Raw genomic sequence first — 9,504 nt, forward strand, 5'->3', positions numbered from 1 at the left:
CACGTGCCGGACGCGGGCGTGACCGAAACCGGGCGGGGGAGCAGGGTGTCGAAGGAAGACACGTCAGCCCTTCACGGCGCCGGCCATGCCGGACACCAGCCGTCGCTGGACGAGGACGAAGAACACGAGCACCGGGATCGTCATCAAGGTCGAGGACGCCATCACCGCACCCCAGTCGGTGTCCTCCGGCTTGAAGAACACCAGGATCGCCTGCGGCAGCGTCTGGTTCTCGGTCTTGGAGATGATGAACGTCTTGGCGAACAGGAAGTCGTTCCAGGCGTGGATGAACGCGAGCACGCTCACCGCCACCAACCCGGGCGCCACCAACGGGAACAGGATCTGCCAGGTGAACCGCATCCGCGACGCACCGTCCAATTTGGCCGCTTCTTCGAGTTCGACCGGTACCGCGGCGACGAACCCGCGCAGCATCCAGATCGCGAACGGCAGGCTGAACGCCAGGTGCACCAGCACCAGCGAGCCCAGTTCGTTGAGCCCGAACGCCGGCACCACGCCGCCGATCTGGCGCATCAGGAAGAACAGCGGGATGGTCAGCGCCTCCACCGGCACCATCTGCGCGACCAGCGTCATCACCAGCAGCACGGTCCGGCCCTTGAACGAGAACCGCGTCAGCGCGACCGCCGAAAGGAACGACAGCAGCAGCGACAGCGCCACCACGACCAGGGCCACGAGCAGGCTGTTGAGGAAGAAGCGCCCGAACCCGGACACCGTGAGCACACGCGAAAAGCTGTCGAACGACGGGCTGAACGTCCACGGCTTGGGGTTCGCCGACTGGATCTCACCCGGCGGCTTCACCGCCGACAGCAGCATCCAGTACAGCGGGAACGCGATCAGCCCGGCGATGACGATCGTGACGGCTTCGGCGACCAGGCGCCCAGGACGGTTCACAGCCATGCCGCGCTCCGGCGCTGCGACCGGACGTACAACCCGGTGATCGACAGCAGCAACAGCGTCATCACGACTCCGATCGCCGACCCGAGGCCGTATTCCTGCCCGGCGAAGGCCTGTTGGTAGGCGTAGACGTTGAGCACGAGGTTGCGCCCGGCCACGCCGCCACCGTTGGTCATCACGTAGATCTGGGTGAACACCTTGAAGTCCCAGATGATCGACTGGACGGTCGCGATCATCAGCAGCGGCCGCACCATCGGCAGCACGATCGACCAGCTCGCGCGCCACACCGACGCGCCGTCGAGCGACGCGGCCTCCAGCACCTCGTCCGGCACGCCCTTGATCCCCGCGTACATCGTGACCAGCACGAACGGGAACGAGCACCAGATGACCTCGGCGGCGACCAGGCCGAACGCGCCGAGCGTGCCGAACGTCCACGAGTGGTGCTCGAACGGCAGCCCGAGCCTGGTCAGCACCTCGTTGACCAGGCCGAAGTCGGTGTCGAAGAGGAACAGCCAGACGTAGGAACCCGCGATCGCCGGGGTCGACCACGCACCCAGCGCGGCCAGGAACAGCAGCGACCGGGGGAGCGAGCGCACCCGGCTGGCCAGCACCGCGAGCCCGGTGCCGACGATCAGCGAGCCGACAACGCAGGCGGCGGCGAACCCGACCGTCTTGCCGAGCACGGTCCAGAACTGCGCCTGGGACAACAAGTCCGCGTAGTTCGCGAAACCGAGGAACACCAGCGGCGCGTTGCCCGCGGCCTGCGGCTGGCCGTAGTCGTAGAACGAGATCAGGACGAGCTGGTAGATCGGGTAGGCCAGCATCGCGGCGAGCAGGATGCCCGCCGGGGCGAGGTAGAGCGCCGCGGCCCGCCCGTCGCCCTGCCGCCGCGGCTTCCGCGCGGGAGCCGTGACGGCAGGGGCCTCTTGGACGGTCACCACTAGCCGAAGGCCTTGTCCATCGCGGCCGCGGCGTCGGTGAGGGCCGCCGCCGGGTCCTTGCCGCCGGTCGCGATCTGCTGCACGGCGGTGGGCAGGACGTTCTGGCTGTCGATCTTCGACCACGCCGGCGTCGCCGGGACGAACTTCGTGCCGGACTTCAGCGTGTCGACGAACGGCTTGAGGAACGGGTCGTTCGCGGCGAGCTTCTGCTGCACGCTGCTCAGCGTCGGCAGGTTCCCCATCGCCGTGTACATCTTCTCCTGGTACTTCGCGCCGCCGAGCAGCTCGATGAACTCCAGCGCCAGGCTGCGGTGCTTGCTCGCGTTGAAGACGCCGAGCAGGTTGCCGCCGGCGAACGCGGGGGCGATCTTGCCCGGCGTGGCGCCCGGCAGCGGGACGACGGCGTACTTGACCTTCGCCGCGCCCTGTTCGACGGCCTTGCGGTTGAAGTCGCCGCCGATGGTCATCCCGGCCTTGCCGCCGGCGAACGCCGTGACGCTCTGCGTGCCGGTGAGGTTCGCGCACTGCGCGGGCGGGCAGACGTCGTCCTTGAGCAGCGACGCGTACTGCGTGACGCCGGCCTTGGCCTGCTCTTCGGTGACGGCCGACTTCCACTTGCCGCCGGTGTCCTTGGCCAGCTCACCGCCGTTGGCCCAGAGGAACGGCAGCATCGCGTAGGTGTACTTGCCGCCGACGGCGATGCCGTAGAGGTCCGGCTTGGCGGCGCGGATCCGGCGGGCGGTGTCGGCCAGCTCGGCCAGCGTCGCGGGCGGCTTCAGGCCCAGCTCGGTGAAGACGTCCGTGCGGTAGTACAACGCGCGGATGCCGGTGTACCAGGGCAGGCCGTAGGTCTTGCCGCCGGACTTCGCGGTGTCGAGCACGGTCGGGATGAGGTCCTTGCCCTCGCTCCACGACGCGAGGTCGCCGCTGAGGTCGGCCAGCGCGCCGGTGGCGGCGTAGCTGGAGACGTCGGTGTTGCCGAACTCGGCGGCGTCCGGCGCGTTGTTCGGATCGTTGAAGGCGCCGGAGAACTTGTCGGCCCGGCCTTCGACCGGCACCCACTGGACGTCGACGTCGACGCCCTGGTGCGCGGCCTTGAACTCGGTGATGGCCTCCTTGACCGCGGCCTCCTTCGGCGCGCGGTTGGCCTCGTCGAACAGCCAGACGCGGACGGTGCCGGTCTTGTCGTCCCCGCCGCTGCCCGCGGGCGCGGACTGGGTGGGCGCGCAGCCGGCCAGCAGTGTCACCGCGGCGAAAACAGGCAGGGTTCGGCGCAGTCTCATGAGGATCCTCCAGTAGGGGTCGTGAGTGTTTAGGGCGGTTAGAACCGCCCTAAACACTCACGACGGTCCTTGCTCAGGCGAAGTAGACGGAGTTGACGCTGCCGACGGCGAGCGAGCCGGCGACCGCGCCGGGTAGGCCGGTGGCCGGGTCGCGGGGCAGCCAGGTGACGGTGCCGGAGCGCTGGTTCGAGACGTAGAACCAGTTCTCCGCCGGGTCGAGGACCACGTGCCGTGGCCAGTTGCCACCGGTGGCCACAGTGGACACCAGCTTCAGCGAAGCGCCGTCGACGGCGAACGTCGCGAGGGTGTTGGGGCCGCGGACGGTGGCGTAGGCGAACTTCCCGTCCTTCGACAGGGCGATCTCGCCCGGGTACAGCTCGCCGGTGCTGCCCGGCGGCACGGCCGGGACGACGGAAAGCGCCTTCAGCGTGCCGGTGGCCGCGTCCCAGCTCGCCACCGTCACCTCCGGCCGCAGCTCCTGGAGGATGTAGGCGAACGCGCCGGTCTTGTCGAACGCGAGGTGCCGTGGCCCGGCGCCGGCGGGAAGTTTCAGTTGCTGGTGCAGGGAAAGCTTCCCGGTGGCGACGTCGAGGGAGTAGACGTACACCGAGTCGGCGCCGAGGTCGACCGACAGCACCCAGCGGCCGGTCGGGTCGTTGACGACCTGGTGCGCGTGCGCCTGCCCGGAATCCGCGTGGTGCGTCACGAGATCCGTGGCCGCGCCGAGCTTGCCGCCGGCCAGGATCGGCAGCACGACGACGCTGCCCGAGCTGTAGTTCGCGGCCAACACGTATTTCTGGCTCGAATGCACGCTCAGGTGCGTCGGCGCGCCGCCCTTCGAGGAGACCTTGTTGAGCAGCTTGGGCTTCGTCGCGTCGGCGACGTTCAGCGCCGAGACGTACCCGGCGGGGTCGCCTTCGTTGGTGACGTACAGCGTCTTGCCATCGGCGCTGCGGTCGAACCACGACGTGTCGGTGATGCCCGGCACGGTCCGGACGGGGCCGAGGGTGGCTCCCGTCCGGACCGAGACGTCGAGACCGTGCCCGGTGGCCCCGCTGGTGTAACTGCCGATGTACGCGGTTCCCCCGACGATGCAGCCCTTCGAAGTGGTGACCGCGGCGGCGGCCTGCGCGCCGAGAACGGTCGCGGCACCCGCTCCCGCGGCGGCGCCGAGGAACGTACGACGGGAAAGTCCGGTCATCGTCTTTGTCTCCCAACGGTTCGGGCGGCGGCTTTGCTCCAGTATGGTCTAGACCACGGCCATGAGCAATGCCGAAACCCCGAAACCGGAAAGGGAAAGCACGGTTTCCAGTGCGGTCCAGGACTTCAGCGTCTGCGGCACCGTCAGGTTGAAGTACCGCGAAACGATCCAGAACCCGCCGTCGTTGACGTGCGAGGCGATGATCGACCCGGCCGAGATCGCCATGACGAGCAGCGCCAGCTGGATCTGCGTGTACCCGAGCTGCGCCACGGTCGGCGCGATGATCCCGCTCGTGGTCACGATGGCGACCGTCGCCGAGCCCTGCGCGATCCGCATGCCGCAGCTGATCACGTACGCCGCGAGCAGCACCGGCAACCCGGCGTCGTGCAGCGAATCGGCCACGGCCTTGCCGATCCCGGTGGCCGAGAGCACCGCGCCGAAGAACGCGCCCGCGCCCACGACCAGCAGGATCATCGCGACCGGCCGCAGCGACTTCGCGGCCAGCTCGTTGAGGTCCTTGCCGGTGAACCCGCGCCGCAGCCCGAGCAGCCAGGACGCGAGCAGCACCGCGACGGTCAGCGCGACCGCGGGCGTGCCGATGAACGCGGCGACTCCGGCGAGCGCGGAACCCTTGGGCAGCCAGATGCTGCCGAACGTGCCGGCCAGGATCAGCACCAGCGGCACCGCGATGATCGCGGCGACCAGGCCCAGCGACGGCGGGTTCTCCTCCCGCTCGCCCTCTTCCTCGGCGAAGACCATGTCCTCGGGCACGTCGACGACGATCCGCTTGCCGATCCACGTCGAGTAGAGCACGCCGCCGATGAGGAACGCGGGGATGCCGCAGGCCAGGCCCATCAGGATGATCCAGCCGAGCTCGACGTGCAGCAGGCCGGCCGCGGCCACCGGACCGGGGTGCGGCGGCAGGAAGGCGTGCGTGATCGACAGGCCGGCCAGCAGCGGCATCGCGTACAGCACCAGCGACTTGCCGCCCTGCTTCGCGGCGACGTAGACGAGCGGCGCCAGCACGAAGATGCCGATGTCGAAGAACACCGGGATGCCGAAGACGAAGCCGGCGACGCCCATCGCCAGCGGCGCCCGCTTCTCGCCGAACGACCGCAGCAGCGCGCTGGTGAGCACCTTGGCGCCACCGGAGCGTTCCAGGATCGACCCGAGGATCGTGCCCAGGCCGATGATCGCCGTGATGTGCCCGAGGATGCTGCCGAACCCCTTCTCCAGCAAGGAATCCGACGCCTTCTGGGCGGAGCCGACGATCGTCCCGACGGGCAGGCCCGCGGCCAGCGCCGTCAGCAGGCCGACCACGATCAGCGCGATGAACGGCTCCAGCTTGAGCTTGATGATCAGCACCAGCAGGACGGCGATCGAGACGGCGGCGAGCGTCAGCAGCCCGCCCGTGGTGTGTTGCAGCCAGTGGATCATCGGGCTCTCCGGGGGTTGCGCAGGGAGTGTCCGGCGAGGGCGCCGGTGGGGGTTCCGTCGTCGAGGGCGGCGACGCCGTTGACGAAGACGTGGGTGATCCCGGCGGCGGCCTGCCGGGGATCGTCGAAGGTGGCGGTGTCGGTGACCGCCTCGGGGTCGAACAGCACCAGGTCGGCGGCGTACCCGGCGCGGACCAGCCCGCGGTCGGCCAGCCGCAGCCGCCGCGCGGCCCGCCCGGTCAGGTGGGCGACGCACTCGGCGAGGTCGAGCACGCCCAGCTCGCGGACGTACCGGGCCAGGTAGCGGGGGAACGTGCCCCACGCGCGCGGGTGCGGCCGGGCGCCGACGAGGAGGCCGTCGCTGCCGCCGGTGTGCGTGCGGTGCCGCATGATGGCCTGGACGTTCTCCTCGTGCCCGACGTGCATCAGGCACGACGTCCCGAGCTTTTCGTCCAGCAGCGTGTCGAAGTAGAGGTTCGCCGGGGTCACGTTCGCCTTGACCGCCGACGCCGCGACGCTGTGCCCGACGAGGTGGGCGTTGTGGTCGTGGCGGACGCCGTTGATTTCGATGGCGTCCCAATCGATCGGAACGCCGTGCGCACCGTCCGAACCGGACTCCTCGATGGCCACCCGGATCCGCTCACGCGTGTCCACATCGGACAACCGGGCCAGCGTCGGTTCGAGCCCGCCTTCGGTGGCCCAGCTCGGCAGCAGCGCCGAGAGGTAGGTCGCGCCGGGCAGGTACGGGTAGGTGTCGAGGCTGATGTCGCAGCCGTCGTCGAGCGCGTCGTCGAGGAGCTTCAGCAGGTCGGGTGCCTTGCCCTTGTTGACCGAGAAGTTCATCGTCGCGTGCGCCAGGTGCAGCGGGCAGCCGGACTGCCTGCTGACGTCGATCATCTCGGCGAACGCTTCGAGCGCGCCCTTGCCGTAGCTGCGGTGGTGCGGGCTGTAGAACCCGCCGCCTTCGCCGACGACGCGGCACAGCTCGACCAGCTCGCTCGTCTCCGCGTACATCCCCGGGGTGTAGGTGAGCCCGGACGACATCCCCATCGCGCCCTCGGCCAGGCCGGTGGCCACCAGTTCTTTCATCCGGTTCAGCTCGGCCTCGGTGGCGGGCCGGTCGTCGAAGCCGACGGCGAGCATCCGGACGGTGCCCTGCGGCACGAGGTAGGCGGCGTTGACCGCGATGCCCCGGTCGAGGCGGTCGAGGTACTCGCCGACCGAGCGCCAGTTCCAGTCGAACCCGGCCGGGTCGTCGTTCCAGCCCGCGAGCTGCTGCCGCAGCGCTTCGAGCACGGCGTCGTCGACGGGGGCGTAGGACAGCCCGTCCTGGCCGAGGACCTCGGTCGTGACACCCTGCGTGATCTTCGCCGGGTGCTCCGGGTTGGCCAGCAGCTGCAGGTCGGAGTGTGAGTGCATGTCGATGAACCCGGGCGCGAGCACGAGCCCATCGGCGTCGATGGTCCGGCCGCCGGTCAGTGAGGCCGGGGCAGCGACGTCCGCGATCCGGCCGTCGCTGACGCCGACGTCGTGGCGGGCCAGTGGCTCGCCGGTGCCGTCCGCGACCAGCGCGTTCTTGATGACGACGTCCATCAGAACCACGTCCGGACGAGGTCGACGACGGTTTCGCCGTCGGCCGCGGTCACCGGCAGCAGCGGCCACTTGTCGAAGACCGTGCAGGGGTGCGAGAGGCCGAGCCCGATCCAGTCGCCGACCTCGACCGGCGAGCCCGGCGGCAGCGTGAGGAACGCGTGCTGGTCGTTCATCTTCGCGACGACGTGCCCGTCGAGCGGCTCCGCCGGGCCGTCCGGCGTGCGGCGCAGCTGCGGCTCGGGCATGCCTTCGTCGAAGGACGCGTCGCGCTTGCCGATCGTCAGCAGCGCGAGGGTGTCCGACGGCTTCGACGTCACCTGCGCCCAGGCCCGCAGCGCCGGCCGGAACGACTCGACGCCGTCGATGCGCGGGTGGTCGCCGAGCGGGGAGATCTCGCGGTAGAAGCCGTCGTCGTGGGTGAGGTAGGCGCCGCTGCGCAGCACCGGCAGCACGTCGAGGCCGTCGGGCCACGGCTTCGTGAGTTCGTTCGCCACCTGGTCGAAGTACGCGCTGCCGCCGGCGGTGACGATGACCTGCCCGCCGAGGAGTCCCTTGTCCGCGAAGGAGATCGCGAGGTCGCGCAGACCGTCCACATAGGAGCTGATCTTCGCGAGCGCGGCTTCGTCGGTGTCGTGGGAGAGCGCGCCCTCGTAGCCGCCGGTGCCACGCAGCCGCAGCACCGGGCTGGCGTCCACCGCTTCGGCGACGGCCCAGGCGGTCGCGGTGTCGCGGACCCCCGTGCGGCCGCCGTCGGCGCCGAGTTCGACCAGGACGTCGACCGGGCGCTCGCTGCCCGCGAGGGCTTCGGTCATCAGCTCGACGCCGCGCACCGAGTCGACCCAGCAGACGAACTCGAAGTCCGGGTCCGCGGCCAGTTCGGCGGCCAGCCAGCGCAGGCCGGCCGGGTCGAGGAGCTGGTTGGCCAGCAGGATCCGCGAGACGCCGAACGCACGGTAGATCCGGAGGTGACCGGCGTTCGCGCAGGTGATGCCCCACGCGCCGTGCTCGATCTGGCGCGCGAACAGCTGCGGCGCCATGGTCGTCTTGCCGTGCGGGGCGAGCACGACCCCGCGGGCGGCGCACCACGCGGCCATCGTCCGCAGGTTGTGCTCGAGAGCTTCGTCGTCGAGCACGACGAAGGGCGCGAAGAACCCGTCGGTGAAGAGGTTGAGCCCGCGGTCCGCGGCTTCTTCCAGGGTGAGCCCGGTCAGGGCGGGGGCGGCGGAGCGGAACCGCCAGTCGACGCGCTCCTGGCGGAGGGCGTCGAGCGCGGCGGTGTCCATGGTGCAGTCGTTCATCGGCGGCGACCTTTGTTGCGTATGTTGCAACGACTGTTGCGCATTTTGAGTGCCATAGGTGTAGCATCCGGGTCGCCACAGGTCAACGGGGTGAAGGGCAGGGAGACGGACAGTGACGAGCGGGCCCGAGGTGCTGTGTGTCGGCGAGTCGATGGCGATGTTCGTGCCCGCCGAAGCCGGCCCGCCGGACGAGGTGAAGCGGTGGCTGCGCACGATCGGCGGCGCCGAATCGAACGTGGCCTGCAACCTGCCGGCGCTGGGGGTTTCGAGCGGCTGGGTGAGCGCGGTCGGCGACGACCCGTTCGGCCGCGCGATGGTCCGTGAAATTTCAGCGGCCGGTGTTGACGTCAGCGCGTGCTCCGTCGACCCGCTCCGCCCGACCGGGCTGTACATCAAGGAAAGCGGCGCGGGCGGCAGCCCGGTGCGCTACTACCGGACCGGCTCGGCCGCCTCGGCGATGGGCCCCGAGGTCCTCGACCGGCTCGAGCTCGACGGCGTCCGCGTGCTCCACCTGTCCGGCATCACGCCGGCGTTGTCCGACAGCTGCCTCGCACTGGTCCGCGCGCTCTTGGACATGCCGCGCGGCGACCGGCTGATCTCGTTCGACGTCAACTTCCGCCCCGCGCTCTGGACCGGCCGCGACCCGAGCCTGCTCGCCGAGCTGGCCGGGCAGGCCGACATCGTGCTGACCGGCGACGACGAAGCCCAGCGCGTGTGGGGGACCGGCGACCCGGCGGAACTGCGCGCCCTCCTGCCGGGCCCGCGCACGCTGGTCGTCAAGCACGGCGAGCGCGGCGCGACCCTGGTCGAAGGCGAGCCGCTGTTCTCGCCGGCGCTGCGGGT

Annotated in this window: 8 protein-coding genes; 1 reads left to right on the forward strand and 7 read right to left on the reverse strand. The window is 70.3% G+C overall.

Translation table 11 applies throughout. The features are described 5' to 3' along the window. Positions 1 to 63: 63 nt before the first annotated feature. The 7 genes from G3I65_RS47985 to G3I65_RS48015 form a co-directional block, all read right to left on the reverse strand. A complete protein-coding gene (locus G3I65_RS47985; RefSeq protein ID WP_160702127.1) occupies positions 64 to 912 on the reverse strand; it encodes a carbohydrate ABC transporter permease in 849 nt (282 codons plus the stop codon). After that, positions 903 to 1,850, reverse strand: a complete 948-nt coding sequence (locus tag G3I65_RS47990; protein ID WP_160702129.1) for a carbohydrate ABC transporter permease — start codon at positions 1,848 to 1,850, stop codon at positions 903 to 905. The genes G3I65_RS47985 and G3I65_RS47990 overlap by 10 nt, the downstream gene beginning before the upstream one ends. After that, entirely contained in the window at positions 1,850 to 3,133 is a 1,284-nt protein-coding gene (locus G3I65_RS47995; protein ID WP_160702131.1) for an extracellular solute-binding protein, read from the reverse strand. Before G3I65_RS47995 ends, G3I65_RS47990 begins: the two co-directional genes overlap by 1 nt. A 73-nt stretch (positions 3,134 to 3,206) precedes the next feature. After that, positions 3,207 to 4,334: a lactonase family protein gene (locus tag G3I65_RS48000; protein ID WP_160702133.1), complete on the reverse strand. Its 1,128-nt coding sequence runs from the start codon at positions 4,332 to 4,334 to the stop codon at positions 3,207 to 3,209. A gap of 48 nt (positions 4,335 to 4,382) precedes the next feature. Further along, on the reverse strand, positions 4,383 to 5,771 hold the full coding sequence (locus G3I65_RS48005) for a GntP family permease (protein ID WP_160702135.1): 1,389 nt from the start codon (positions 5,769 to 5,771) through the stop codon (positions 4,383 to 4,385). Next, the gene (locus tag G3I65_RS48010) at positions 5,768 to 7,363 is read right to left on the reverse strand and encodes an amidohydrolase family protein (protein WP_160702137.1); all 1,596 of its coding nucleotides are present in this window, start codon (positions 7,361 to 7,363) and stop codon (positions 5,768 to 5,770) included. Before G3I65_RS48010 ends, G3I65_RS48005 begins: the two co-directional genes overlap by 4 nt. Then, positions 7,363 to 8,661 carry an amino acid deaminase gene (locus tag G3I65_RS48015; protein ID WP_160702139.1) on the reverse strand — a complete coding sequence of 433 codons (1,299 nt, stop codon included), beginning with the start codon at positions 8,659 to 8,661 and terminating at the stop codon, positions 7,363 to 7,365. Before G3I65_RS48015 ends, G3I65_RS48010 begins: the two co-directional genes overlap by 1 nt. A gap of 151 nt (positions 8,662 to 8,812) precedes the next feature. On the opposite strand from G3I65_RS48015, the gene G3I65_RS48020 reads away from it, so the two are divergent. Further along, positions 8,813 to 9,504: sugar kinase (locus G3I65_RS48020; RefSeq protein WP_166641506.1), on the forward strand; the 692-nt coding region annotated here is incomplete at its 3' end.

The organism is Amycolatopsis sp. SID8362, from assembly GCF_010550475.1.
Taxonomy (GTDB): Bacteria; Actinomycetota; Actinomycetes; order Mycobacteriales; family Pseudonocardiaceae; genus Amycolatopsis; species Amycolatopsis eburnea.